Genomic DNA, 23,975 nt, shown 5'->3' with positions numbered 1-23,975 from the left:
TTACCTCTTCTTTATATTATCCCCCTCCTCGCTTATTGCCCTATTACGCCTCGTGCATTAGCGTGATCACGAGAACAATTTGCGTATGTAAAAACCTCGGGTTTTATCAATCCCGGCAACGGGTTGATTACTGCGCCGAAGGGGGTTTGGCCGAGCCTTATGAGAATGCCGTGGGGACTCAACGTCAAGCACCTGTATCTGGCATTTTTCAGCGTCATTTCGATCGCGCTGTGCGCCTTCAGCCTGGTCATCTACGACCAGTACCAGAAGTCGCAAAACCTGAATGATTACATGCGTTATGAGTACGAAAATATCCGGCGCACCAAGAACATATTGATGGATATTGTCGATATGGAAACCGGGGTGCGCGGATACGTGCTTACTGGCGACAAGACCTACCTGAAACCCTACGAAATTGCCTCGGACCGCCTGCCCGGCGAGATCATGGCCCTGCGCCAGGCCACCTATTACGAATCCAACGCCTTCGCTGAAACCAACAGCCTGCTTGACCGCGTAGACAGCCTGCAGAAGCAACTGGAATCGCAGATGAACTATATGCACGCACACGGCCGCGGGCAGGTCAGCCAGAACGCCCTCAGCATACAGCGCACCCAGATGGACGAGGTCGAGGCCATCATCGAAGCCAGCATCGCCCACCGTCTGGCCAGCGTGAAGACCCGCCGTGACCTGGTCGAACCGCGCAAGACAAACTTTTTCTATATCCTTGTCATCGGCACGATCCTCGGTGTCGGTATCGTTCTGTGCGGCACCATCCTGATCATCCGCCTGGAAAGCGAAAACGAGGACATCCAGGCGCTGAACGAAGGTGCCGAAGCCCGCTTCCGTTCTGTGATGAACGGCACCAATGACGGCGTCTTCGAGCTGAACTTCATCAACGAAACCATCTATATGTCCAAGGAATTCAAGGCCATGCTGGGCTTCGGCGAGGACGAGCTGGACACGGACATGCATACCTTCAGCGCGCTGGTCCATCCGGATGACTTCGACGCCTACATGCAGGTGCGCCACGACTACATCATCAAGCAGACCCCGACCTACAACAACATCTTCCGCCTGAAACACAAGGATGGCACCTGGCGCTGGATGATGGCGCGCGGTGTCGGCGCCTGGGACAAGTTCGGTCAGATCCGCACCATGATCGGTACCCATACCGACATCACCGAGCAGAAAAACCGCGAGGAAGAACTGCGCCAGCTCAATAACGACATGGAAGCCTTTACCTATATTACATCACATGACATGCGCTCGCCCCTGGTCAATCTCAAGGGCTTCTCGCATGAACTGGCCCTGGCCGTGCAGGAGATCGACGGCCTGATCGAACCGCAGAAGAAAACGCTTGGCGCGGAGACCTGGGCGCGGCTGGAGCATATCCTGCGCAAAGATATCCCCGAGGCCCTGGGCTTCATCGGCAATGCCGTCGATCGCATGGATACCCTGACCACCGCCATTCTGGACCTGTCGCGCATCGGCAAGTTCGTCTACAGGGACGAACTGGTTGATGCCCAGGCCGTCTTCGACAAATGCCTGGGGGCCCAGAGCTACGAGATCAGCAACAAGAATGTCGAGGTCACGGTAAAGTCTTTGCCGAAACTGATCACCGATCCGATCGCGCTCGAACAGGTCTTTTCCAACCTGCTCGATAATGCCGTCAAATATCTTAAACCCGGAGAGCCGGGGCGCATCGAGATGTCGTGCCAGGAGACGAGCCGCGACTACATATTCACCCTCCGCGATAATGGCCGGGGTATCGATGCCGAAGATTCCGACCGTGTTTTCAATATTTTCCGCCGCGCCCGCAATACCGGTGATGTGCGCGGCTTAGGGTTAGGCATGGCCTTCGTGAAGGCGACTCTGCGCAAGATGAATGGCGCCATCTGGTTTGAATCCCAGTTGGGCGTCGGCACGGCCTTCCATGTCAGCCTGCCGAAGCGGATGCCCGTGACCGCCTCCAATGATCAGGTTGCCAAAGATGAGGACGCGGCATGATCAGCACCTTTACCCAGCCCTTTTCGGTGGTCCTGATCGAGGATGATGAAGGCCACGCCAACCTGATCAACCGCAATCTCCAGCGCGCCGGCGTGCTCAACCCGATCACCCGCCTGCGCGACGGCCACGAGGCCCTGACCTATTTCTTCGGCAGCGACGCCCATACCCAGCCGCTCGACCGGACGGTCGTGGTGCTTGATCTCAACCTGCCCGATGTCGACGGGTTTGAAATCCTCGGCCGCCTAAAGACCGACGAAACCACCCGGCGCATTCCGGTCATTGTCCTGACCACCACCGACAATCCGCGCGACATCGATCGCTGCTACGCGCTCGGCTGCAACGCCTTCATGACCAAGCCGGTGGGTTATAACGATTTTTCCGAGGCTATACAGAAGCTTGGTCTTATGTTGACCATAGTTCGCGTCCCACATACCCGTCCCTGAGTGTGCCTGAACCATGCCTGACACCCCCGTTTCAAAGACGACGCACGCCGCGATGCAGAATATCCTCTATGTCGAGGATGACGCCGCGCTGGCGCGCCTGCTGCAAAAGCGCATGGAACGGATCGGGCTGAAGGTCGAAACTGTGGTCACCGCCGAAGAGGCGCTGGCGCTGCTGAATCAGCGCGATTTCGACCTGTTGCTGGTCGATTACAACCTGCCGGGCATGAGCGGCCTGCAGATGCTCGATCGGCTGACCGAACTGGCCGTTGTACCGCCCGCCGTCATCCTGACCGCCGGCGGCGACGAGCGCATCGCCCTGGAAGCGCTGGAAAAGGGCGCAGCCGACTATGCGGTGAAAGACGTCAACCAGACCTATCTCGACCTGCTGCCCGCCATCATGGTGGCCGCCTTCACCAAGGAGCGTTTGCTGCGCGAAAATGCGCAGCAAAGCGTCGAGCTCAAACTGGCCAAGGAACGCGCCGAGGCCGCCAACCAGGCCAAGAGCCGGTTCCTGGCGACCATGAGCCACGAAATCCGCACGCCGATGAACGTGGTCACCGGCCTCGCCACAGTTCTGTCGCGTACCGCGCTCGACGATCACCAGCAGAAGATCGTCGATACCCTGCGCACCAATGCCGACCTGCTGCTCAAGCTGATCAACGATCTGCTCGATATCAGCCGCATCGAGGACGACCATATCGAACTGGAGAGCATTCCGTTCCAGGTTTCGGCGATCCTTAACGACATCCGCGTCATGTTCGAGCCGGATATAGAGCGCAAGGGCCTGTCCTTACGCATCGAGGACGAAACGCAGTCGCACTGGATGCTCGGCGACCGTTCGCGGCTCCAGCAGGTGCTGATGAACCTGGTCAGCAATGCGCTGAAATTTACCGACAGCGGCGAAATCGCCATTGAGGCGCATGTGCGGTCTTCCGGCGAAGACACCTGTGGTCTGATGATCCGGGTTCATGACAGCGGCATCGGCATCCCGGCCGACAAGCTGCCTCTGATCTTCGAGAAATTCACCCAGGCCGATGAAAGCATCACGCGGCGTTTCGGCGGGTCGGGTCTTGGCCTCTCCATCGCCCGCTCGCTGGTGCAACTGATGGGCGGGGATGTCGTGGTCGAAAGCGATCCCGGCACCGGTTCCAGCTTTACCGTTACGCTCGACCTGCCGTGTGCTCCGGAGACGGCCGCGAAGGAAAGCCTTGCGGAACCGGAAGCAGAGCACCGGGCGCCGGTCACGGCGGAAGGGGCCAAGCCGACCGTGCTGATCGTCGAGGACTACGAGCCCAATATCATGGTCCTCAACCTGATGCTCGATGAACTGGGCTACGAAACGGTCGCCGCCACGTCGGGGCGCGAGGCCCTGGACCTGATCGAGACTTCCCCGCCCTTCCACGCCATCCTGATGGACGTGCAGATGCACGGCATGGACGGTCTCGATACCACCCGCCATATCCGCGAAGGTGAAAAGACCGGAGCCCTGCGCCACACCATTATCGGGGTCACGGCCCATGCCCTGGCCGGCGACCGCGAACGCTGCCTGGCGGCGGGGATGGACGACTATATCTCAAAGCCGGTCCTTCCCGGCATATTAGCGCAGAAGCTCGGCGCCATCCCGGTCCGTCAGCCGGCCTGACGCCTTTACCGCTCCCTTATCCGCAATGCGAAGCTTAGGCACTGAGCCCTTGCAGGCTTTGGGGCTAGGCTAAGACCATCACCATTGCAGGAGGAGGTGGCCATGCCCGACACACACGTCCGCGACAGTTCTGTCCGCACCAGCCCGACCAGCCAGGGCGTCACCGCAAGCGAGGTCAGAAGCGCGCCGGCCGGCAGCGCGGCCCTGAATGCGAGCCTGAATGCGCAGGCCCTTTCCGCGCTCTATGACCACGATCATATCGAATCCGTCCAGAAGATGTCGCATGACCTCAAGCGTCTTCTGGCCGGCTGCGATGCCGCCCGCCTCAAGACCGACGTGAAGCTTCAGGTGGCCCGGCTCAATGACTGGACCACGACCTATCTCAAGGGTTTGGATGCTGCGAAGAAGATCAGCGAGGCCGGTTACGACACCCTCATCGAGGCCCAAAAGGAACTGGCGTTGTCGCTCGATGACTTCCTGCGCTTCGAAGGCGAAGGCGGCAATGTCGCCCCCTCGGCAGACCAGGAACGCCGCGTCGAGGAAATGTCGAAGGCGCTGCGCCGCGTAAGCGCCCTAATACCGGCGGTCGAAGAAACGTTTGCATCCGCCGGTGACCCAGAGGTTGAACCCGCACAACCGGACACAACGCCGCCCCCTGATAATGCGCCCGAATATGATCCGCCGGCACCCGACGGCAATCCAGAACTGCCATCGGAAATCCCGCCGGTCATGGACCCCAAGATGTAATTTTTCCTGATGAAGGAGACAATCGTGAACGCCCAGATCATTCCCTTCCCCGCCCCAAAACCCGCCCCTATTCGCCAGGTCAGCATCGACGGTGAATATTTCGAGGACGATATTCCCGAACTGTTCGACATTGATGAGGATTTCGGCGAACTGGCCATCTACGCTCATATCGCTGATACCTGGAATGACTAATCGATGACGGAATACACCCGCGGCTCCGGTTTCGGCCGGTTCGTCCTGATCGTAATTCTTCTGCTGATCGTCGCGGTCGCCGGCGTCTGGTATTATAACCGGACGCATGTGGTGACAGCCGGCGACCAGGTCGGCAAGGCGGTCGATGCCCTGCCCGCTGTGGTCAACAAGGCGGCCGATGAAGCTACCGACAAGGACAATATCGACAAGGTCGGCGATGCCCTGAAGGACACCGGCCAGGCCGCTTCCTCGGCTCTGTCAAAGACCGGCAAGGCCACATCCAGCGCTATGTCCGAAACCTCGGCTGATGTGAAGGCCGCCGCCGAAAAGCAAAAGGCACAAAACGCACAGAACAAAAAAGGATAAGGCATGAAAGGCATATTGCTGTGGCTCGTAGGGGTGCCCATCCCCGTCATTCTTCTTCTCTATCTGTTTGGCGTGATGCGCTGATCCCCGTCATTGCCGAAGCCTCAGTTTTTCCCCTGGCTGACAGGCTTCGGTTCCTGAGGGAGCAAGGTGTAAGGCCTTGCTCCCTTTCTTTGCGCCCTTCCTTTAATACTGCTCAAGTCTGTTTGCGCAACCTGTACATTGTTGGTAAGAAATGGCTATGAAGCCCGAAGATATAAGCTCCCCGACACATGACGAGATTCGTGAATACCTGCATCGCCAAATGCTTTCGTCGGTATCCCATGACCTGAAAACCCCGCTGGCCACCATTATCGGCTCGCTGGAAGTCATGACCATGCTCTATGACAAGCTGAGCGAGGAGAAGCGCAGATCGTTGATCAGCTCGGCCCTGACCGAAGCCTTCCGTCTCGATCATTTCATCACCAATATTCTCGATATGGCCAAGTTCGAGGCCGACGCCGTCAGGCCGCGCTTTGAGAGCGCCCGCCTCAGCCAGATGATCAATGACAGCCTGGCGCGCTTAGGCCCGCTCAAGACAAAGGGCGAAATCAAGATTACCGCCATCGGCTCCGCCGATGACCTGGTGACCGATCCGATGCTGGGCAGCCGCGCCATCGGCCTGGTGCTGCACAATGCCTTCAAGTTCGGCGGCCGCAAGACCGCCAATCCGGTGATCGAGGTCGAATACGGCTTGGAAGGCACTGAGGGGTTTGTGCGCATCCGCGACCATGGCGAAGGCATCCCTCTGGAAAAACAGGCGGCGGTCTTTGACAAATATACCCGCCTGCAAAAGACCGACCAGCAAAATGCCTCAACCGGCCTTGGCCTGACCATCAGTCAGTACATTATGCGGCTGCTCGACGGCCGCATCGAACTGCATAACCACCCCGAAGGCGGCGCCATCTTCACCCTGTGGTACGCCAATAAGAAGGCGTAAGAAGATCACAGCAGACACAAAAAAACCGGCCCCGTTACAGGGCCGGTTTTTCATATTCAAGGCTTCCAGGCCGGGAAGCTATAGTGGCGGATTGGCACTGCGGCCGGTGATCATGCGATAGACCAGGCTGGCCACGAACAGGACCACGAAGATCACGGCAATGAACTTGGCGATTTCGGCGAAAGTGCCGGCCAAGCCTGTGAAACCAAAGAAGGCCGCAATAACGGCCAGAATAAAGAAGGTGACAATCCAGTTGAGCATAGCGTTCTCCTATACAACCCCGCCCTGAATGGCGCAGATAATTAAGTTTACGGTATGCGACCGGCCATAAATATACAAAGACAACCCACGATTAGAAGATAAGGATGGAATAAATGCACCATTCTTTCGCAAAGCGGACACAAGAAATCCGGCAGGGACATACCCTGCCGGATTATTATGACGTCAGCAGACGAAACCTTAGCTGACCATATCCATGCGGTAACCGATGCCGGATTCCGATACGATCGACTTGCCCAAGCCCGGACGGGTCTCCAGCTTGTCACGCACCTGGCCGATATAGACGCGCAGATATTGCGTATCCTCCAGGTGGGCCGGTCCCCAGACTTCCTTCAGGATCTGCTTGTGGGTCAGCATCCGCCCGCGATTGACCAGGAAGAAGCGCAGCAGGTCATATTCCTTTGGCGTGAAACCGATGCGCTCGTCATCGATGAAGACCTCATGGCGCACCAGGTCCATGCGGATCGGACCATGCACGATCTCCGGATCACCGACCTCCTTCACCGCCGACTTGCGCAGATTGGCATTGATGCGGGCCAGCAGGACTTCGGCCGAGAATGGCTTGGTGACATAGTCGTCGGCGCCGGTATTCAGCGCCGGGGCCGCGTCGGCATCTTCAGAGCGGGCGGTCAGCACGACGATCGGCACGTTCGACCATTCGCGGATCTTGGTGATGACTTCCTTGCCATCGATATCGGGCAGGCCGAGATCGAGCAGGATAAGATCGGGACGAACCGAAGCGCTCATGCGCAGGGCCTGCTTGCCTGAATCGCACTCGCACACCTTGAAATCCGCCGCATCAAGGAAGATGCTCAGCATCTTGCGGATTTCTTCTTCATCATCAACGATCAGAATGGTGTTTTTCTTTTCGAGCATGGGTATTCCGTGATCCTCTAAATATAGACGCCGCCGGACCCCTGAAGACAGGGGATCACTAACTAATTGGTAAAACCAGAACTACGGACAGAAAAATAAAAATTAAATGCGTGAGTGGCTTATACGCCCGAGGCGGCCCGATCGATCAACCGGGCCAGCTTGACATCACTTTGTGTAAGCCCGCCGGAATCGTGCGTCGTCAGGCGGATCGAGACGGTATTATAGACATTGGACCATTCCGGATGATGATCCATCCGGTCAGCCTCGGAAGCGACCCGCGTCATGAAGGCGAACGCCTGTTTGAAGTCAGCGAACCTGAAGTTGCGGGAGATCGCCTTGCCGCCATCTTCCAGCGTCCAGTGCGGGAGATCCTGCGGCAGGGCGGATAGGTCATCAGTTGAAAGTAGAGGTCGCATAAGAGCATCTTGCGCGCCGGTACGGCTTTTGACAAGCGGCATGTCTGGTCAATTCTGCGGCACCTTGCCACCGGTGTCTTAAGCGGATAGCCTTGCTGAAAACAACAGGTGAGGAAATCGTCATGCGCCGCAACCGGCCCGTTTTTGCATCCATTATCGCAACCTTGATGCTTGCGGCAACACCGCTTTATGCCGCACCGGCCAGGCCCGCCGATAATGCCGCCTATGCCGCGCTGGTGCCGGCGTTTGTGCTGGTCAATGCCGACCGGCGGGAGGGCGTCTCGCTGTCCGGCCCCTGGCATTACAGCGTCGATCCCTACCGCGACGGCCAGGCCGATTTCCTGGGCCGGACTTTCAAGGTCAGCCAAACCCGCGGTGCCGATGTCAATGTCGAGCAGGCGTCGCGTGACAATCCCAACGCGCTTTACGAATACGACCTGGGCCGCGCACCAGTGGCCGATATCCCCGGTGCGTGGATCGGCTACGATCCGCAACTGCGCTATTATAACGGCCTGATGTGGTATCAGAAACGTTTCGATGCGCCCGACAGCGCGGGCAAGCGCATTTTCCTGCGCTTCGGCGCGGCAGATTACCACGCCACTGTCTATCTCAACGGCCAGGTCATCGGCGAGCACGACGGCGGCTTCACCCCCTTCGCCTTCGACGTGACGGACAAGCTGCGGGCGAAAGACAACAATCTCGTTGTCGCGGTCGATTCGACGCGCACGCCCGACACCATTCCACCGACGGTCACCGACTGGGAAACCTATGGCGGCATCACCCGCGATGTCACGCTTGTCACCACGCCGCAGACCTATATCGACGACGACTTCATCCACCTGACAAAAGATGGCCGCATCGCCGCCGATGTGGCGCTCGAAGGCGCCGGCAAGGCCGGGCAGGCTGTGGAGGTCAGTGTACCGGCGCTGAAACTGACGCTGAAAGGCACCACCGGCGCCGATGGCCGCGTCAGCCTGTCGGCCAGGGCGCCAGCCGGGCTGAAACGCTGGTCGCCGGACACACCGACGCTTTACGACGTCACCGTCACCTCGGGCACGGATACCCTGACCGACCGCATCGGCTTCCGCACCATCGAAGTGAAAGGCAGCCAGATCATTCTTAACGGCAAGCCGATCTTCCTGCGCGGCATTTCCTTGCACGAAGAGGAGTTCGGTCCCGATCCGTCACGCCGCATCACGCCGGAAGCCTCGCGCGCCCTTCTGAACGAGATCAAGACCGGCCTCCACGGCAACTTCGTCCGGCTGGCGCACTACCCGCATAATGAGACCACGACGCGCATGGCCGATGAGCTGGGCCTGCTGGTGTGGAGCGAAATCCCGGTCTACTGGAGCGTCAATTTCACCCGCCCGGAAACGCTCCAGGCGGCGCAGAAGATGATCGCCGAAAATATCCTGCGCGACCGCAACCGTGCCTCGATCATCATCTGGAGCGTGGGCAACGAAACCCCGGTATCGGACGCCCGCAATCATTTCCTCGGCACCCTGGCACAGGAAGCGCACGATCTCGATGGTTCGCGGCTGGTCTCGGCAGCGCTCAATACCGCCACAGCCAGCGGCCCGAACGACATCTCGATCAAGGATCCGCTGGCCGCCTATCTCGATGTCATCGGTATCAACACCTATAACGGCTGGTATGGCAATGGCACGCTGGAAGATGTCCGCAAGACCGTCTGGCATTCGGATTACGACAAGCCGATGATCTTCTCAGAATTCGGCGCCGGGGCCAAATACGGTTACCACGATCCGGCTCAGCAGCACCGTTTCAGCGAGGACTACCAGGCGAGCTATTACAAGGCGACGCTGGAAATGGCCGACCATATTCCCTTCCTGGCCGGCATGTCGCCGTGGATACTGAAGGACTTCCGCTCACCGCGCCGGCAAAATACCTGGCAGCAGGGCTGGAACCGCAAGGGACTTCTGTCCGAAACCGGTCAGCGCAAAGAGGCGTTTTTCGTGCTGGGTGATTATTACCAGAAGAAGGCGGGGGAGCAGTAAACCCTCTTGATCCTCCCCTGCGATAGCGGGGGAGGTGGCAGCGCGAGGCTCGCAGAGCCGGTGTCGCTGACGGAGGGGGCAAACGGACGGTGGAATTGCCCCTCCGCCACGGACAAGCCGTGGCACCTCCCCCGCTATCGCAGGGGAGGATCAAAGATCAGCCCTTCAAATTCTGGATACTCGTGGCGATACTCGCCCACGGATCAGCCGGATTGTCATGCTCGACAAAACCGTATTTGATACCCAGTTCATTCGCCTTGGCCAAGACGGCGGCGAAATCGATCATGCCCTCGCCGACCGGCGCCATCGAACCATCCGCCAGCTTGTCCTTCAGGTGCAGCATCCGAATACGGTCACCATGCTTTTGCAGGATATGCAGCGGATCGTGTCCGGCGAAACTGGCCCAGTAGCAATCCAGCTCAAAATTCACCAGGGCCGGGTCAGTATTTTCCAGCAGCAGATGATAGGGCATCTCGCCCTCGGCCGTTTTGGTGAACTCAAAATCGTGGTTATGATAGGCGAAGCTCAGGTTCCTGGCCCTCGCCAGCGCCCCCCACTTGTTCATTTTTTCGCCAAGCGCCTTCCAGTCCTTGCGGTCTTCCGGCGGCATCCAGGCCAGAACGGCATAATCGGCGCCGAGCGCGGCGAGGTCATCCAACGCAGCTTCCGGACGGGTTTGCCAGTCACTAAGGCCGATGTGGGCAGACGGTGCGATCAGACCGATCTCCGCCAGTTTCGCCTTGAAGGCCGCCGGCGTCAGGCCGCCATAAGATATGGTCTCGACATAATCATAGCCCAGCGCCTTGACCTTTTGCAGAGTGCCGGTCGGATCAGCGGCGAAGGCATCGCGCACCGTATAAAGCTGAAGGCCGGTTTTCTGATAAGGCTGCCTGATGGCGGCGGCATTGGCAGACAGGCCAACAAGGCCGAGCGCCGAAAAGCCGGCCAGCAGGTGACGACGATGGATGGACATGTGTTGGCTCCCGTTTTCCAACCACAGACCACGGGCGCGACGCGCTGTCAAATCTAGGCCAGCGCCCGGTGATATTCGCCCGTGCCGCGGGTATAGATATGATCGGTCGGCAGGACTTCGGCCAGGCCATAATCCCGCACGGACTTCAGCCGCTCATAGATCGGGCCGAAATCGGTATTGGCCATGTCGAACAGGGTATCGATCGACGGCATGACGAAATAGGTCTCCTGAAATTCGTCGATGCGGTAATGCGTGCGCATGACACGTTCCAGGTCGAAGCCGATGCGGTTGGGCGACGGGCTTTCCAACGCGAACCGCGTCTCGGTAAAAGACGATAGTATGCCCCCGCCGAAGATGCGCACATCATCGCTTTCGGCAATCAAACCGAATTCGACCGTGTACCAGTAGAGTCGCGCGATGCGGTCCAGTTCGCCCAGGCGCATGGCCTTGAGACCCCCTTCACCATAGGCTTGCATGAAGTCGGCCATCACCGGATTGACCATCATCGGGACGTGGCCGAAAATATCGTGGAAGACGTCCGGCTCCTGCAAATAGTCGAGCTGGTGGGCCTTGCGGATAAACTGCCCGGCTGGAAAGCGGCGATTGGCCATGTGGGTGAAGAAGACATCGTTCGGCACCATGCCAGGCACCGCCACCACGCGCCAACCGGTGCGCTTTTCCAGCGCGTCGGAGAGGCGCTCGAAATCAGGTATGGTATCGGCGGTGATCGGCAGGTCGGCCAATCCGTCGAGATAGTGCTTCGAAGCGCGGCCAGGGATCAGCTTTATCTGGCGCTCATAAAGCGTCTTCCAGGTGGCATGTTCCTCAGGCGTGTAGCGGTGCCAGTCCTGGTCGATGGTCCAGTCGGCGCGTTCCGGCACATAGCCGCCGACAATCCCGTGCTTTTCGTCCAACATTGGCGCCTCCTCTTTTCCGGGAGTGTAACGCCGATCTGGTTGCAAATGAAATGATTTTTTCGTGAGGCTTTAGCCGCCACTTTCCGCGATCAGCTTCCGCATGGCGTCGAGATAGCCGATATAGGCGGCGCGGCCCGTATCCGTCAGGGTCACAGTAGTCTGCGGCTTCTTGCCGACAAACGCCTTCTCGATCAGGACATAGCCGGCCTCTTCCAGCTTGCGCAACTGCACCGACAGATTGCCGTCTGTCGCCTGCAGCCGGTTTTTCAGCAAGGGAAAATCCGCCGAACCGGCCGTCGACAAAAAGGCCATGACGCCCAGCCGCAGACGGCCGTGGATGACATCATCTATGGCCTCGATATTGAAAACGTCACCCATAGCCTTACGCCTTTTCAGCGCGCATCAGCACAAGGCCCGGCACCATGGCGAAGAGGAACAGGCAGCCGGCATAGGCCAGCATCTGGCCTGGCTGGCCAGCCAGACAGGAGACCCCCGGCGCGGCGACAAAACTGCCCAGGCTGATCAGTTTCAGCCAGCCCTGCCCCGACATCTGGGCGCTGACCCACCAGCCCATGCCGTACATCAACAGGACGACCGGGGCGATCAGATAGGAGAGCGGCTCGAAATTCTGGTAGATATTGGCGATGACGGCCACGCTGATCAGGAGGGCAATGATGCCCATGCCGACCGCCGACCAGGCCGAGGCCGTGGCGCGATTGCTGACCGCCCCCTTGATGCGCAGGCGGTCAAAGCAGAAGACCGTGGCGATGATGCCAAAGAGTATGCTGGCGCCGAACCAGATAAAAGCCGAGACCGCACCGGATTTCGGCAGCCAGCCGACAATCATGGCATATTGGCCGATGGCGGCCAGGCCATAGAGCAGGCCCGCCCAGAACAGGGTGGCGCCGTTCTTGAGCGGCCCCTTGCCGCCGGCCTCGGCCAGAGATTTCATGTAGTCGATATCGGATTGCAGGTTGGACATGGGGGTTGTTCCTTGTTCGGATCAGTTGGCAGGCTGGCGCAGAAGCAGCGACAGGCCGGGCAGGATGGCGAAGACGATGAGCGCGGCGGTATAGGCCAGCGCCTGTTCAGGCCGGCCGGCCAGCAGCGCCAGGCCGATCGCCGCGCCGAAAGCGCCCAGCGAGAGCCATTTCGGCCAGGATTTTCCGGTCATTACCCCCGCCACGCGCCAGCCGACACCATAGACTGACAAAGCCACCGGCGAGATGATGAAGCTGGCATTAGCGGCGGCGCCGAACCTGACCATCATGATCATCAGGGCGGCGATCACCACGGCGGCGCCGAGGATCAGCGTACCCCAGACCGCACGAAAACGCCTGACCGCCGGCTGTTGCAGCATCAGGCGATCGCTGCCGACCTTGAAGACGATGCCGAACAGCACAAAGGCGAAGGCCGCGGCCATCCACAGCAGGCCCATCAGGGCCGGATGCGGCAGGGTGATATGACCGGAGAGAATGAGATACTGCACGAAACTGGCCGTGCCGAAGCTCAGGCCCGCCCAGAAGGTCATGCCGCCTTCCATGACGGCGGGCTGGGAAGCATCGGGCGAATGATCGGCAGTCAGGGACAGGGTGGACATGAACAGCTCCTTTGAAGACGCCACCATAAATGACTAAAGAACTTTATTTTGTAAAGTACTTTTTTAGAAACAATCATGACTCTTTTGTAATCCAAGGCAGCTTGCCAAGTCCCATAAAGCGGTTAGTTTCAACCGTTATCTTCAAAAGAAATATGAGGGGCCTCCGATGCAAATTTCCCTGAAATCGCTATGTGTGACAACGGCGCTGGTTGCGCTGCCCCTGTCTCCTTTTACCCTGCACGCAGAAACCATGACCACAGTTGCCAAGGCCGTCGCCGACAATCCCAATACCGCGCCAAAAGATGCCCCCGATCCGCGCGCCTTCCTCGATGAGATCGACGGCGCCGAGGCCATGAAGTGGGTGCTGGCGCATAACCAGACCACGATCGACAAGTTGTCCAAAGACCCGCGTTTTGCGCAGAACCAGGCCGAGGCCCTCGCTATCCTTCAGGCCACCGACCGCATCGCCTACCCGACCTTCGCCCACAAGGGTCTGGTGCAGAACTTCTGGCAGGACAGCGAACACACCCACGGCATCTGGCGTCAGACAACCTGGGAGTCTTACAAGACCGCCAACCCGCAGTGGGAGACCATCCTCGATATCGATGCCCTCTCCAAGGCCGAAGGCAAGAACTGGGTGTGGGAAGGCGCCAACTGTCTGGCGCCGGACTATACGCGCTGCCTGATCGAACTGTCCGATGGCGGCAAGGACGCCACCATTGTCCGCGAATTCGATATCACGACGAAAAGCTTCATCACCGGCGGCTTCGAGCTGCCCGAAGGCAAGCAGAGCGTCACCTGGCGCGATGCCGATACGGTCTATGTCACCCGCGAATGGACGCCGGGCGATGTTACTGAATCCTCTTACGCCTACATTACCAAGGTGCTGAAACGCGGCCAGCCGCTCGACCAGGCCGTGGAAATCTATCGCGGTCAAAAGTCCGATGTCAGCGCCGGCCGCACCGTCCTGCGCGATGTCGATGGCAAATATGTCATGGACTACGCCTATCGCGGCATCGACTTCTTCCATAGCCAGCAGCTTTTCTACGTCGGCGACAAGCCGGTCGAACTGCCCCTGCCGCAATCGTCGAACTTTAATGGCTATATGAAGGACCAGGCGATCTATTCGCTGAAAGAAGACTGGACATCCGCCAAGGGCACAGTTTTCAAGACCGGCGCCGTTTTGGTCTTCGATCTGAAAAACGCTCTGGCTGATCCGGCGCATCTGGAACCCACACTGCTCTTTCAGCCGGACGCCCATCAGTCAGTCGAAGGCATCAGCCAGACGAAAGACCGGCTGATCCTGTCGCTGTTGTCCAACGTCACCGGCGAGGTCTGGAGCTATGATTACACCGGCGGCCAATGGTCGGCAAAGAAGCTCGACCTGCCGGCCAATTCGGCGCTCGATATCGTCTCGACCGACGACCAGAGCGACCGCGTGCTGGTCAGCGTCTCGTCCTTCCTGATACCCAACACCCTGCTCAATGCCGATGCGGCCTCGGGCACGGTGGAGCAGATCAAGACCTCGCCGGCGCGCTTCAATGCCGATGGCCTCCAGGTGCAGCAATTCTGGGCCACCTCGAAGGACGGCACAAAAGTGCCCTACTTCCTGATCGCGCGGAAGGACATCAAGCTTGATGGCACGACGCCGACCATCCTCAATGCCTATGGCGGCTTCGAGGTCTCTTCGACACCCTATTATTCCGGCACCATCGGCAAGCTGTGGCTGGAAAAGGGTGGTGCCTTCGTGCTGGCCAATATCCGCGGCGGCGGCGAATTCGGCCCGGCCTGGCACGAAGCCGGCCTGAAGACCAAGCGCCAGAACATCTATAATGACTTCCAGGCGGTGGCCGAGGATCTGATCACCAAGAAGATCACTACGCCGCGCCATCTCGGTATCATGGGCGGCTCCAATGGCGGCCTGCTGATGGGCGTCCAGCTCACCCAGCGCCCGGACCTGTGGAACGCCGTCGATGTGCAGGTGCCGCTGCTCGACATGGTGAACTATACCAAAATGTCGGCCGGGGCCTCGTGGCAAGGCGAATACGGCGATCCGAACGACCCGGTCGAAGGCGCCTTCCTGCGCGGCATCTCGCCCTATCACAATGTGAAGGCCGGTGTCGCCTATCCGGAACCTCTGTTCGAGACCTCGACCAAGGATGATCGCGTCGGCCCGGTCCATGCCCGCAAGATGGCGGCCCTTTTCGAGGAAATGGGCCTGCCCTTCTACTATTACGAAAATACCGAAGGCGGCCATGCGGCGGCCTCCAACCTGCCGGAACGCGCCCGCCGCTACGCCATCGACTATACCTACTTCATGCAGAAGCTGATGGATAAGTAAGATGAAAAGGCCCGCTTCCCAGCGGGCCTTTTTATAAGGTTTTACGCCCGCTGCCGCATCGGGTCTTTCTTCAGATTATTGAACAGGCTGGCCTCGAAATCGACGAGCATGTCGGCGAATTCGATATCCTGCAAAGGCTTGGCGCCCTTGCGGTTAAGCCGCGCCATGCGGTATTTCCAGAAGGACGAGATGTGGTTCAGGATGCCGATCTTGTGGCCCAGTTCGAGGAACAGTTCTGACCCGAACAACAGGAACTGGCGGAAAGGCTCCGGATCGCGCCGCACCGCGAGAGCGTGATAGACCTGATCATAGTGATCGAGCGTATCGCGCGCGTCATTGATGATCTCGACCACCGCCTTGGCGATGCGCGGCCGTGCTTTTTTCAGATACCCCCGCAGCGACTCATCATAGCTACCCGAGGTGCGGTAACTGCCCAGGCCGCCCAGCACATCGCGCAGGCCGCTCTGCAATTCGACGTGGCACCATTTGTAATAGAGGAAGCCGCGCCAGCACATGATGCCTTCCTGAAATTCCTCGTCGGTCATTTGCAGGGTCATTTGCAGCGGCGCCAGGGTCTTGCTGAGATTATCCGACAGGATCTTGTTGCCCAGCCGGGTGGCGCCCCGGCTGTTCTTGCCCTGCCCAAGCGCCACATTGACCAGGTTTTCAATCTCGCGCGCCGTAAAGGCGGTCATGGCCTTCAGATCCTGCGGCGAAATCTGGAAATAGACGCCGGACGGATGGCAGCCGGCCTTGTCGAGATGCTCTCGCAACAGGAACGGATCGAGCGACGGCAGGTCGTCGATACAGCGCAGGATCTTCGCATCCCGGTTCTTGCTCATGTCCTCGATGCCGAGATAGGTGCGCATCATCGGTTCATACTGGGTCTGGCGCACGAAGAACGAGCGGCCACCCAGGCGCAAGTCGTAGGGATCGTAGGGCAGGATGACCTTGGTCACCGTGCGGCGGCCGTTGGGAAAGAGATCGCGTTCGTCGAGCCGCAAGGTGTGTTTGAGGATCAGGGCGCGATTGAGCGCCGAATGCTCGAACAGGGGCTTGGCGAGATAATCCTCATTGTCCTTGTAGGCCGTGTAGATCTTGGCAAGATTGAGCACCCGGCAGGACGACCAGGTACGGTTCAGGTTGGCGAGGTTGCGCACCTCGCGGATCGAGGTAAAGTCGCTGTCCGTAGCGGCGCGGTTCAGACCATCGGTAAAGGCGAGGCTGGTGCCGATCATCCGGCACCCTCCTCATCGTCCAGCGAAACGACCGACAGCGACTCCTCAAAATCCATCAGGATGTCACCATATTCAAACGGCGTCAGGCGCTGGGTCATCATCGACTGGCCCATGCGATAGCTCCAGAAGGAGGCGATGTGGCTGAGGATGCCGATGCTTTCTCCCAACTCGAAGAACAGGCTCGGCCCATCCAGCAGGAAGCGGCGGAACGGACCGGGATTTTTGCCATGCACGAGGGCATGATAGGCTCGGTCATAGACATTCAACGTGCGGCCAACGCTGGCAACGGCATTGACGATGCGCTGCGCCAGGCGCGGGCGCACCTCTTTCAGGTAGTCGCGCGTGCCGTCATCGCAGGCGCCGATCGGCTGGTAGGTGGAAAGCCCCTCCAGCACCTTGCGCATCTCGTCCTGCAATTCGATGTGGCGCCACTTGAAATAGAGGAAGCCGCGCCACGAAAAGATGCCATCGGAAAACTCATCATCCGCCATGCGCAGGGTGGCTTTCAGCGGCCACAGTTCGGAATCCAGCTCATTGGCGAGAATCTTGCCGGCCAGCTTGATGGCGGACCCGCCGATCGAACCGGAAAAGGCCGTGCGCACCAGCCGCTCGATTTCTTCATTGGCGAAACCGATCATGCGCTGGATATCGTAGGGTGAAATCTTCAGGTAGCAGGCGCCGGGCTTATAGCCATGACGCGACAGGTGCTCGCGCACCAGAAAAGGATCGACCGAGGGCAACTGATCGAGCAGGCGTAAGGTCTGCACATCCGCATTGGCATTGATGTCATCGCCGAAATAGCTACGGCAGAAGGCGTCGAAACCGACCTGGTTGACCAGGATAGAGCGCCCGCCCAGCTTGAGGTCCGTTGCATCGAAGGGCAGGATGATCTTGGTGGCCGTGCGGCGATAACGGCCAAAAAGTTCGCGTTCATTGGCGCGCAGGGTATGCTTGACCAGTATGGCCTTATTCATCTGCGAATCGCGGAAGAACGGCCGCAACTGGTAGTCCTTTTCGTGCGCGGAATTGACGTGGACCGCCGACAGGTTGAGGACGCGGCTTGTCGAGGCTGTCTCGCCGAGATTGGCGAGGCTGCGCACATCCCGGTTCGACAGGGTGTTGTTGAGGGTTGTGCGGCTGTCCAGAGTGGTGAAAGCGTTCATTGGGTAACCCTCGAAGCGAGCCTGCGGCTGGTTTTGCGTTTGGTGACGAGCACCTTGAGGTGGCGGACGATATTCAACGCCTCGTCGGGATCGGCGTGAGGCGCCTCGTTCAGGCGGATCAGCGCATCGAGATGGACGTCAATGACCTCGGAATCGGCGGCCTTCCCGGCCAATGTCACATAGTCGTTCAGGGACTGGGTCGCCTGTTCAACGAGATGCCGGTGAAAGGCGTGCGCCTGGGCCTGATCCGCCATCAGATGCCGGACAACCTGATTGATATTTTCGATTTGCGGCGCCTGGCCATGAGCGCCCATAAGGCCGCGCAGGGTCTGGAGTCCGGCTTCCACGGGCGTGTGCGTTGCCCCGCCTTCGGGCCGCCGCAGCAGCCCTCGAAACAGTTGCGCCTTGCGGCGGCGGCGCTCGGGCGAGGTTGATGCCGTCGAGACCGGGCGTTTCCGGGTCAGGGCCGACGATATGGCCTTCAGCAGGGAACTGGTGGAGAACGGCTTGATGACAAATTCATTGATGCCGGCATTGCGCGCCAGCGCCACGTCATTGGCGCGCTGGCGGGCCGTCAGCATGACGACCGGCAAAGCCGGATCCGGGATGCGCACATCCGGCCTGTGCGCCGCACTGCGGATCAGGGTCACCAGTTCCAGCCCCGACATGCCTGGCAGGTTCCAGTCCAGCAACATGAGGTCCGGTGCCTGGTTCTGCAAATGGTCGAGCGCCGCTTCGGCATTTCGGGCAAAGCTCAGATGGACGAAACCAGCGGCGCGCAGCAACTCGATCACCAGGCGGCGCGAAGCATCATTATCCTCGACGATCAGCAGACTGACCGCCGGACAATTGACCTTTCGCAACAGGCGCTGGGTCTGTGAATGAAGCAGGTTCATGAGGTTGAAATTTGTCCGTCGCCCTTTGCCTTTATCAAAAATACCGGAAATCCCTTAATTCCCCGTTGACTTATGCCATTGAATTTATGGTAAATTTCATATTTACCTCACATAAACCGGACCTTAACGCCACTGGCGTTAGACTGCTGAAATGATCCGCAGACAATTCCTCGCCCTTGCCGCCGCAACCGGTCTTACCGCACCGGCTGCCTTCGCTTCCGAACCCAAGAAAAAGGGCGGCGGTGAAAACTATACGCAGTTCAAGACGATCAATGTCTTTACCGAGGCCAGCCGCCGACGGCACGGTACGCTCAGCGTCGACATGGGCCTCTATTGCGAAGACGCCAAGCTGGTCGAGCAGATCAAGCTCTATCAACCGCGCCTCCAGGATGCCTATGTCGCCCGCCTGCAAGCCTATGCCGGTACGCTCAACGCCAGCGCCATGGTGAATACCGATTTCATCGCCATGCAGCTTCAGGCCGCCACCGACGCGATCCTCGGCCGCAAGGGCGCCAAGGTTCTGCTGGGTACTATATTATTGAATTGAGACTCCGCCCCCTCACGGTTGTTTTGCATTTGCGCAACTGTGCGAAAACCGCCATAGTTTTGCGGTATTCGCCTGAGAATATGCCGCATCTGCCTGAGGAGTCAGCGGACATGACCACCCCCTCGTCCTTTGAGAATGGCCTGCGCCTGATGGCTGATCAGCAGCAGCGCGCCGCGCGCAGCCTGATCAACCTGATCGAGATGATCAGCACCACCTCGCATCGCTATGCCGAGGATACCGCCGCCTTCACCCAGGAGGCCATCGCCCTGATGAACGAAGCGTCCGCAAAGCACGATCCGGCCAGCATGGCCGACCTGCAGAAGCGCTGGGCCGCCACCTGCCTGAAATACGGCCAGGACCAGACACGTGCGACCATGACCTTTGTCGAACAATGCGGCAAGCAGGCGCTCAATGTCGCCTCCCATGCACAAGACTCCTCCCCCAAGAAACCTAAGGAATAAGCCCATGTCCCTCTCCGGCAAGACCGCCCTCGTCACAGGTTCCACCAGCGGTATCGGGCTGGCGATAGCGAAAGGGCTGGCGGCACAGGGGGCGAAGATCATGCTGAACGGTTTCGGTGATGCCGCCGAGATCGAAAAGGTCCGCGCTGATCTGGCCACCGAACACGGCGTCGAGGTGCGTTTCAACGGCGCCGACCTGACCAAGGCCAACCAGATCGAGGCGCTGTTCAAGGACATCAACGACACGCTCGGCGGGGTCGATATCCTGGTCAATAATGCCGGCATCCAGTTCGTTTCGCCGATCGAGGATTTCCCGCCGGAGAAATGGGACGCCATTATCGGCCTCAACCTGACCTCCAGCTTCCATACCACGCGCCTGGCCTTCCCCGGCATGAAAGCGAAGAAGTGGGGCCGCATCGTCAATATCGCCTCGGCCCATGCGCTGGTGGCCTCACCGTTCAAGTCGGCCTATGTCGCCGCCAAACATGGTTTGCTCGGCTTCACCAAGACCATTGCCCTGGAAGGCGCCACCTTCGGCATCACCGCCAATGCCATCTGCCCCGGCTATGTCCACACCCCGCTGGTCGACAAGCAGATCCCCGACACCATGAAGGCGCGCAACATGACGCGCGAACAGGTGATCAAGGACGTTATCCTGGCCGCCCAGCCGACTGGTGAATTCGTGAGCGTGGAGGATATCACGGCGCTTGCCGTCTTCCTGTGCTCGGATGCCGGCAAGGCGATCAATGGCGCCCCCCTCAGCATCGATGGTGGCTGGGTAGCCCAATAGCCGGCCCGTAAAATTTCCCTTATGAGATTTTTATGGAATCCGCCCCGCAGCCACAGCGCTTCCATATGCCCCCTTCGCCATAGTCCTTCACGTCTTGGTGAGAAGGAATCACAATCATGCGCAATACTTTCAAGTTCATCGCTATCGCTGCCGTCGCCGCCGCTTCGCTTTCGGTCGCCGCCTGCTCGAAGCCGGCTGACACGACAACTACGACCGAAACCTCGACCGAGGTCACCTCGCCGGCCGTTGACGCAATGGCCCCCGCTTCCGACGCCGCCATGTCGGATGCCGCCATGTCGACTACGACCACGACGACGACCACTTCGTCTTCGATGTAAGCTGCCTGAAAAGCTAAAAAAAGCCCCTCGCACCCTTTGGCGCGAGGGGCTTTTTTTTATGACTGAAGCCTCCGTCTACTCGACTTCTGCGACCACCTTGGCCAAGGTCTCGCGGGCGGCATCGGCGGCGCGCTGACGTTCCCACATCGAGTGATAGATACCGTTCAGCTTCATCAGGTCGGAATGCCGACCGCGCTCGGCCACCACGCCATCCTTCAGCACCAGGATTTCATCGGCGCCGACGACCGTGGACAGACGGTGGGCAATGACCAGGGTCGTGCGGTTCTTCGAGACGTCATCAAGCGACGCCTGGATTTCGCGCTCGGTATGGGTATCGAGCGCCGAGGTGGCTTCATCGAGGATCAGGATCGGCGGGGCCTTCAGCAGGGTACGAGCGATGGCCACGCGCTGCTTCTCCCCGCCCGAAAGCTTCAGACCGCGCTCGCCGACCTCGGTCTCGTAGCCCTTCGGCAGGGTGCTGATGAAACCGGCGATCTGGGCGGCCTCAGCGGCGTCCTCGATCTCCTCGCGCGAGGCGCCATAGCGGCCATAACCGATATTGTAGCCCACCGTATCGTTGAACAGCACCGTATCCTGCGGCACCATGCCGATGGCCTTGCGCAGGGACGCCTGGTTGACCTCGCGGATATCCTGGCCGTCGATCTCGATCGAGCCGCCCTTCACATCATAGAAGCGGAACAGCAGGCGCGACAGGGTCGACTTGCCGGCGCCCGAAGGCCCGACCACGGCCACCGTCTTGCCGGCGGGAATCTCGAAGGAGACGCCCTTAAGGATTTCGCGATCGGGATCGTAGGAAAAGACGACATCCTTGAAGCGCACGGCGCCATCCGTAACCACGAGATCGGGGGCATCGGCCTTGTCGGTCACTTCCTGCGGCTCGTCCAGCAGCTTGAACATGGCTTCCATGTCGATCAGCCCAGTCGAGATTTCGCGGTAGAGCGTGCCGATAAAGTTCAGCGGAATCGAGAGCTGCATCATATAGGCATTGACCATGACCAGGTGGCCCAGGGTCTTGGTGCCGTGCATCACTTCCAGCACCGACATCACCATGACGGCCAGCATACCAATGCCGAAGATCACCGTCTGGCCGATATTGAGCCAGGCGAGCGAGGTATAGGTCTTGATCGCCGCTTTTTCATACATGGCCGTGGCACGGTCATAACGCGCGGACTCGTGCGCCTCGTTACCGAAATATTTGACCGTTTCGAAGTTCAGGAGGGAATCCACCGCCTTCGACATCGAATCCGAGTCGGCCTCATTCATGTCCTTGCGGATCGAGATGCGCCAGTTGGAGGCCACGATCGAGAACCAGACATAGACGACGACCGTGACCGCCACAACAGCGACATAGATAAGATCGAACTGGAAGGCGATGATCGCCGCAGTCAGCACGAATTCGACAATGGTGGGGATGCCGACCATCATAGTCAGGCGGATAATGGTTTCAATCCCCGCCTTGCCGCGTTCAATGACCCGCGACAGGCCGCCGGTGCGGCGCTGGAGATGGAAGCGCAAAGACAGATTGTGCAGGTGGACGAAGGCGCGATTGGCCAGGCCGCGCACGGCGTGCTGGCCTACCGCCGCAAACATAGCGTCACGGATATTGTTGAAGACGTTGAACAGGATGCGGACAATGCCATAGGCCGCCACCATGACCAGCGGCATACCGATGATCATCGTCCACCAGTCCGGATGCGCCAGTTGCGGCGCATGAACGGTCAGAGCGTTGGTCGCCCATTTGAAGGTCAGCGGCGTAAAGGCGGTCAGCACCTTGCCGACCAGCATGGCCAGCAGTGCCCAGACCACCTGGATCTTCAGGTCGGTGCGATCCGAGGGCCAGAGGTAGGGCTTGAGAAAGGCGATCGTCTCCGATGCCTTGGCTTTGGGCTTCGGCATCGGGGCATTCTGTAATTGGGAGGGACTCATCAGGCGGTCGCTTTCGACTGGCTCGGATATATGGGGAGGTTTTAATTCGCCCTATATAGGCCGCACCTGCCCTTTCGCCAATTGAGTCGGGCAATTTATTTTATGCGGGGTCGCAGCCATCTATGCCGCAGGCATCGCCTTCGACGACCGGAGTCTTCTTCGCTTCAGCAGCAGCGGCCTGAAGCGTCTGCAGGAAAGCGGCCACCGGTTGCGCCCCCGAGACGGCATATTTGCCATCGACCACCACGAACGGCACACCGCGCACGCCATAAGCCTGGGCCTGGCGCTGATCGAGCGCGATGGACATGTCGATATCGGACGAGGTGAAGGCGGCATCGATATCCACGGCGGCCAGGCCAAGCTCCGCACCGATCTCATGCAGCACAGCGCGATCGAAGATATTGCGGCCGTCGGTGAAATAGGCGCCGTAAAGTCGATCGACGGCCTCGGCCTGCTTGCCATGCCCCTGGGCCAGAGCGATCAGGCGGTGGGCATCGGTGGTATCACCGGCCAATGTGCCGTCGAGATGAAACTCCAGACCCGCCTGTGCCGCACGCGCTGTCACCTGCGCCTGATTGGCCGTCACCTGTTGCGCGTTCATGCCGTATTTCTTCTGCAACATCAGGTCGGTCGGCATCACCGCCTGGCCGGGCGACAGACGAAAGGCGCGGTGCGTGATATCCGCCTCGCCGCCCCATTCCTTAAGCGCGGTTTCCAGTTCCGCCTTGCCGATATAACAGAACGGACAGATGACATCGGACCAGATTTCGATTTTCACAGCAGATACTCCTTCGATACCAAC

26 protein-coding genes are annotated in these 23,975 nt (G+C 59.4%); 13 read left to right on the top strand and 13 right to left on the bottom strand.

The annotated features are described in order from the left end of the window. Positions 1–165: 165 nt before the first annotated feature. The 7 genes from NVV72_08900 (at position 166) to NVV72_08870 (ending at position 6,376) form a co-directional block, all read left to right on the top strand. A complete protein-coding gene (locus NVV72_08900) occupies positions 166–2,007 on the top strand; it encodes an ATP-binding protein (GenBank protein MCR6659448.1) in 1,842 nt (613 codons plus the stop codon). Further along, a complete protein-coding gene (locus NVV72_08895) occupies positions 2,004–2,450 on the top strand; it encodes a response regulator (GenBank protein MCR6659447.1) in 447 nt (148 codons plus the stop codon). Before NVV72_08900 ends, NVV72_08895 begins: the two co-directional genes overlap by 4 nt. Before the next feature lie 13 nt (positions 2,451–2,463). Beyond that, the gene (locus NVV72_08890; protein MCR6659446.1) at positions 2,464–4,092 is read left to right on the top strand and encodes a response regulator; all 1,629 of its coding nucleotides are present in this window, start codon (positions 2,464–2,466) and stop codon (positions 4,090–4,092) included. 102 nt (positions 4,093–4,194) lie between these two features. Further along, positions 4,195–4,839, top strand: a complete 645-nt coding sequence (locus tag NVV72_08885) for a hypothetical protein (protein ID MCR6659445.1) — start codon at positions 4,195–4,197, stop codon at positions 4,837–4,839. A gap of 24 nt (positions 4,840–4,863) precedes the next feature. Continuing rightward, entirely contained in the window at positions 4,864–5,031 is a 168-nt protein-coding gene (locus NVV72_08880; GenBank protein ID MCR6659444.1) for a hypothetical protein, read from the top strand. A gap of 3 nt (positions 5,032–5,034) precedes the next feature. Further along, positions 5,035–5,397 (top strand): hypothetical protein, encoded by a 363-nt coding sequence (locus tag NVV72_08875; GenBank protein ID MCR6659443.1) that lies wholly within the window; start codon positions 5,035–5,037, stop codon positions 5,395–5,397. A 241-nt stretch (positions 5,398–5,638) separates the two neighbouring features. Next, on the top strand, positions 5,639–6,376 hold the full coding sequence (locus NVV72_08870; GenBank protein MCR6659442.1) for an ATP-binding protein: 738 nt from the start codon (positions 5,639–5,641) through the stop codon (positions 6,374–6,376). Positions 6,377–6,454: 78 nt separating this feature from the next. Here NVV72_08870 and NVV72_08865 read toward each other — a convergent pair whose 3' ends face one another. The 3 genes from NVV72_08865 to NVV72_08855 all read right to left on the bottom strand — a co-directional run bounded on the left by NVV72_08865 (position 6,455) and on the right by NVV72_08855 (position 7,947). Further along, entirely contained in the window at positions 6,455–6,637 is a 183-nt protein-coding gene (locus NVV72_08865; protein MCR6659441.1) for a DUF1328 domain-containing protein, read from the bottom strand. 198 nt (positions 6,638–6,835) lie between these two features. Continuing rightward, positions 6,836–7,531: a response regulator transcription factor gene (locus NVV72_08860; protein ID MCR6659440.1), complete on the bottom strand. Its 696-nt coding sequence runs from the start codon at positions 7,529–7,531 to the stop codon at positions 6,836–6,838. A 119-nt stretch (positions 7,532–7,650) separates the two neighbouring features. Continuing rightward, positions 7,651–7,947 carry a 4a-hydroxytetrahydrobiopterin dehydratase gene (locus NVV72_08855; GenBank protein ID MCR6659439.1) on the bottom strand — a complete coding sequence of 99 codons (297 nt, stop codon included), beginning with the start codon at positions 7,945–7,947 and terminating at the stop codon, positions 7,651–7,653. 122 nt (positions 7,948–8,069) lie between these two features. Between NVV72_08855 and NVV72_08850 the strand changes: the two genes are divergently transcribed. Beyond that, complete coding sequence (locus NVV72_08850) at positions 8,070–9,962, top strand: beta galactosidase jelly roll domain-containing protein (GenBank protein MCR6659438.1); 1,893 nt, start codon at positions 8,070–8,072, stop codon at positions 9,960–9,962. A gap of 157 nt (positions 9,963–10,119) precedes the next feature. Here NVV72_08850 and NVV72_08845 read toward each other — a convergent pair whose 3' ends face one another. The 5 genes from NVV72_08845 to NVV72_08825 form a co-directional block, all read right to left on the bottom strand. Then, positions 10,120–10,935 (bottom strand): sugar phosphate isomerase/epimerase, encoded by an 816-nt coding sequence (locus tag NVV72_08845; protein MCR6659437.1) that lies wholly within the window; start codon positions 10,933–10,935, stop codon positions 10,120–10,122. A gap of 53 nt (positions 10,936–10,988) precedes the next feature. After that, positions 10,989–11,852 carry a phenylalanine 4-monooxygenase gene (phhA, locus tag NVV72_08840; GenBank protein MCR6659436.1) on the bottom strand — a complete coding sequence of 288 codons (864 nt, stop codon included), beginning with the start codon at positions 11,850–11,852 and terminating at the stop codon, positions 10,989–10,991. Between the two features lie 69 nt (positions 11,853–11,921). Continuing rightward, positions 11,922–12,230, bottom strand: a complete 309-nt coding sequence (locus NVV72_08835) for a transcriptional regulator (GenBank protein MCR6659435.1) — start codon at positions 12,228–12,230, stop codon at positions 11,922–11,924. Between the two features lie 4 nt (positions 12,231–12,234). Continuing rightward, positions 12,235–12,834 carry a hypothetical protein gene (locus NVV72_08830; protein MCR6659434.1) on the bottom strand — a complete coding sequence of 200 codons (600 nt, stop codon included), beginning with the start codon at positions 12,832–12,834 and terminating at the stop codon, positions 12,235–12,237. 21 nt (positions 12,835–12,855) lie between these two features. Further along, a complete protein-coding gene (locus NVV72_08825; GenBank protein ID MCR6659433.1) occupies positions 12,856–13,452 on the bottom strand; it encodes a hypothetical protein in 597 nt (198 codons plus the stop codon). 166 nt (positions 13,453–13,618) lie between these two features. On the opposite strand from NVV72_08825, the gene NVV72_08820 reads away from it, so the two are divergent. After that, positions 13,619–15,793, top strand: coding sequence for a prolyl oligopeptidase family serine peptidase (locus tag NVV72_08820; protein ID MCR6659432.1), 2,175 nt, complete (start codon positions 13,619–13,621; stop codon positions 15,791–15,793). A 41-nt stretch (positions 15,794–15,834) separates the two neighbouring features. Here NVV72_08820 and NVV72_08815 read toward each other — a convergent pair whose 3' ends face one another. The 3 genes from NVV72_08815 to NVV72_08805 are packed head-to-tail and all read right to left on the bottom strand — an operon-like array spanning position 15,835 to position 19,090. Further along, positions 15,835–17,031 carry a hypothetical protein gene (locus NVV72_08815; GenBank protein ID MCR6659431.1) on the bottom strand — a complete coding sequence of 399 codons (1,197 nt, stop codon included), beginning with the start codon at positions 17,029–17,031 and terminating at the stop codon, positions 15,835–15,837. Next, entirely contained in the window at positions 17,028–18,194 is a 1,167-nt protein-coding gene (locus tag NVV72_08810) for a hypothetical protein (GenBank protein ID MCR6659430.1), read from the bottom strand. Before NVV72_08810 ends, NVV72_08815 begins: the two co-directional genes overlap by 4 nt. Next, entirely contained in the window at positions 18,191–19,090 is a 900-nt protein-coding gene (locus NVV72_08805; protein MCR6659429.1) for a response regulator, read from the bottom strand. The genes NVV72_08810 and NVV72_08805 overlap by 4 nt, the downstream gene beginning before the upstream one ends. A gap of 151 nt (positions 19,091–19,241) precedes the next feature. On the opposite strand from NVV72_08805, the gene NVV72_08800 reads away from it, so the two are divergent. From NVV72_08800 to NVV72_08785, 4 genes are all read left to right on the top strand, one after another. Next, a complete protein-coding gene (locus NVV72_08800; protein ID MCR6659428.1) occupies positions 19,242–19,637 on the top strand; it encodes a Tat pathway signal protein in 396 nt (131 codons plus the stop codon). A gap of 110 nt (positions 19,638–19,747) precedes the next feature. Beyond that, a complete protein-coding gene (locus NVV72_08795) occupies positions 19,748–20,098 on the top strand; it encodes a phasin (protein ID MCR6659427.1) in 351 nt (116 codons plus the stop codon). A gap of 4 nt (positions 20,099–20,102) precedes the next feature. After that, on the top strand, positions 20,103–20,888 hold the full coding sequence (locus NVV72_08790; GenBank protein MCR6659426.1) for a 3-hydroxybutyrate dehydrogenase: 786 nt from the start codon (positions 20,103–20,105) through the stop codon (positions 20,886–20,888). Between the two features lie 116 nt (positions 20,889–21,004). Further along, positions 21,005–21,226 carry a hypothetical protein gene (locus tag NVV72_08785; protein ID MCR6659425.1) on the top strand — a complete coding sequence of 74 codons (222 nt, stop codon included), beginning with the start codon at positions 21,005–21,007 and terminating at the stop codon, positions 21,224–21,226. A gap of 75 nt (positions 21,227–21,301) precedes the next feature. Here the strand turns inward: NVV72_08785 and NVV72_08780 are convergent, their stop codons facing one another. Both NVV72_08780 and NVV72_08775 read right to left on the bottom strand, forming a co-directional pair. Continuing rightward, positions 21,302–23,143: an ABC transporter ATP-binding protein/permease gene (locus NVV72_08780; protein ID MCR6659424.1), complete on the bottom strand. Its 1,842-nt coding sequence runs from the start codon at positions 23,141–23,143 to the stop codon at positions 21,302–21,304. 130 nt (positions 23,144–23,273) lie between these two features. Next, positions 23,274–23,951 carry a DsbA family oxidoreductase gene (locus NVV72_08775; GenBank protein ID MCR6659423.1) on the bottom strand — a complete coding sequence of 226 codons (678 nt, stop codon included), beginning with the start codon at positions 23,949–23,951 and terminating at the stop codon, positions 23,274–23,276. Positions 23,952–23,975: the final 24 nt, after the last annotated feature.

Origin of the sequence: Asticcacaulis sp. (assembly GCA_024707255.1) — a bacterium.
Taxonomy (GTDB): Bacteria; Pseudomonadota; Alphaproteobacteria; order Caulobacterales; family Caulobacteraceae; genus Asticcacaulis.
The sequence above is the reverse complement of the archived record's forward strand: the minus strand, read 5'-3'. Positions and strand labels throughout refer to the sequence as shown.

Excerpts from the sequence above, each read along its gene's own strand:
- NVV72_08900 (MCR6659448.1), top strand. The coding sequence starts at position 166 with ATGCCGTGGGGACTCAACGTCAAGCACCTGTATCTGGCATTTTTCAGC.
- NVV72_08895 (MCR6659447.1), top strand. The coding sequence starts at position 2,004 with ATGATCAGCACCTTTACCCAGCCCTTTTCGGTGGTCCTGATCGAGGAT.
- NVV72_08890 (MCR6659446.1), top strand. The coding sequence starts at position 2,464 with ATGCCTGACACCCCCGTTTCAAAGACGACGCACGCCGCGATGCAGAAT.
- NVV72_08885 (MCR6659445.1), top strand. The coding sequence starts at position 4,195 with ATGCCCGACACACACGTCCGCGACAGTTCTGTCCGCACCAGCCCGACC.
- NVV72_08875 (MCR6659443.1), top strand. The coding sequence starts at position 5,035 with ATGACGGAATACACCCGCGGCTCCGGTTTCGGCCGGTTCGTCCTGATC.
- NVV72_08870 (MCR6659442.1), top strand. The coding sequence starts at position 5,639 with ATGAAGCCCGAAGATATAAGCTCCCCGACACATGACGAGATTCGTGAA.
- NVV72_08865 (MCR6659441.1), bottom strand. The coding sequence starts at position 6,637 with ATGCTCAACTGGATTGTCACCTTCTTTATTCTGGCCGTTATTGCGGCC.
- NVV72_08860 (MCR6659440.1), bottom strand. The coding sequence starts at position 7,531 with ATGCTCGAAAAGAAAAACACCATTCTGATCGTTGATGATGAAGAAGAA.
- NVV72_08855 (MCR6659439.1), bottom strand. The coding sequence starts at position 7,947 with ATGCGACCTCTACTTTCAACTGATGACCTATCCGCCCTGCCGCAGGAT.
- NVV72_08850 (MCR6659438.1), top strand. The coding sequence starts at position 8,070 with ATGCGCCGCAACCGGCCCGTTTTTGCATCCATTATCGCAACCTTGATG.
- NVV72_08845 (MCR6659437.1), bottom strand. The coding sequence starts at position 10,935 with ATGTCCATCCATCGTCGTCACCTGCTGGCCGGCTTTTCGGCGCTCGGC.
- phhA (MCR6659436.1), bottom strand. The coding sequence starts at position 11,852 with ATGTTGGACGAAAAGCACGGGATTGTCGGCGGCTATGTGCCGGAACGC.
- NVV72_08835 (MCR6659435.1), bottom strand. The coding sequence starts at position 12,230 with ATGGGTGACGTTTTCAATATCGAGGCCATAGATGATGTCATCCACGGC.
- NVV72_08830 (MCR6659434.1), bottom strand. The coding sequence starts at position 12,834 with ATGTCCAACCTGCAATCCGATATCGACTACATGAAATCTCTGGCCGAG.
- NVV72_08825 (MCR6659433.1), bottom strand. The coding sequence starts at position 13,452 with ATGTCCACCCTGTCCCTGACTGCCGATCATTCGCCCGATGCTTCCCAG.
- NVV72_08820 (MCR6659432.1), top strand. The coding sequence starts at position 13,619 with ATGCAAATTTCCCTGAAATCGCTATGTGTGACAACGGCGCTGGTTGCG.
- NVV72_08815 (MCR6659431.1), bottom strand. The coding sequence starts at position 17,031 with ATGATCGGCACCAGCCTCGCCTTTACCGATGGTCTGAACCGCGCCGCT.
- NVV72_08810 (MCR6659430.1), bottom strand. The coding sequence starts at position 18,194 with ATGAACGCTTTCACCACTCTGGACAGCCGCACAACCCTCAACAACACC.
- NVV72_08805 (MCR6659429.1), bottom strand. The coding sequence starts at position 19,090 with ATGAACCTGCTTCATTCACAGACCCAGCGCCTGTTGCGAAAGGTCAAT.
- NVV72_08800 (MCR6659428.1), top strand. The coding sequence starts at position 19,242 with ATGATCCGCAGACAATTCCTCGCCCTTGCCGCCGCAACCGGTCTTACC.
- NVV72_08795 (MCR6659427.1), top strand. The coding sequence starts at position 19,748 with ATGACCACCCCCTCGTCCTTTGAGAATGGCCTGCGCCTGATGGCTGAT.
- NVV72_08790 (MCR6659426.1), top strand. The coding sequence starts at position 20,103 with ATGTCCCTCTCCGGCAAGACCGCCCTCGTCACAGGTTCCACCAGCGGT.
- NVV72_08785 (MCR6659425.1), top strand. The coding sequence starts at position 21,005 with ATGCGCAATACTTTCAAGTTCATCGCTATCGCTGCCGTCGCCGCCGCT.
- NVV72_08780 (MCR6659424.1), bottom strand. The coding sequence starts at position 23,143 with ATGCCGAAGCCCAAAGCCAAGGCATCGGAGACGATCGCCTTTCTCAAG.